Origin of the sequence: Shewanella sp. S1-49-MNA-CIBAN-0167 (assembly GCF_040310145.1) — a bacterium.
Classification (GTDB): Bacteria; Pseudomonadota; Gammaproteobacteria; order Enterobacterales; family Shewanellaceae; genus Shewanella; species Shewanella psychromarinicola.
The window spans coordinates 1-246 of record NZ_JBEOPO010000434.1; the positions used below are offsets into that span (position 1 = coordinate 1).

Annotated in this window: 1 pseudogene; it reads left to right on the top strand. The window is 45.9% G+C overall.

Going from position 1 to position 246, the window contains the following annotated elements:
• Window positions 1-246: pseudogene (locus AAEZ00_RS21940) on the top strand (aminoglycoside phosphotransferase); the annotation flags it as partial.

Sequence of the window (246 nt, forward strand, 5' to 3'; positions counted from 1 at the left end):
TGCCCATCGCGCCATTTGTGGCAATGGCCAAGGCTTATAAACATGCAGGCTTACTGGTACCCGAAGTGCTTGCAACCTGCGAAGACTATGGTTTTGTCTTACAAACTGATGTAGGCGAATTACAACTTTTGTCGGTGCTGAATAAAGACAATGTGAGCGACTATTATAAGCAGGCATTAAACTTATTGCCGGTCATTGCCACGGTAACGGAAACCGAAGATGGACCGTTAGCTGATTACGATGACG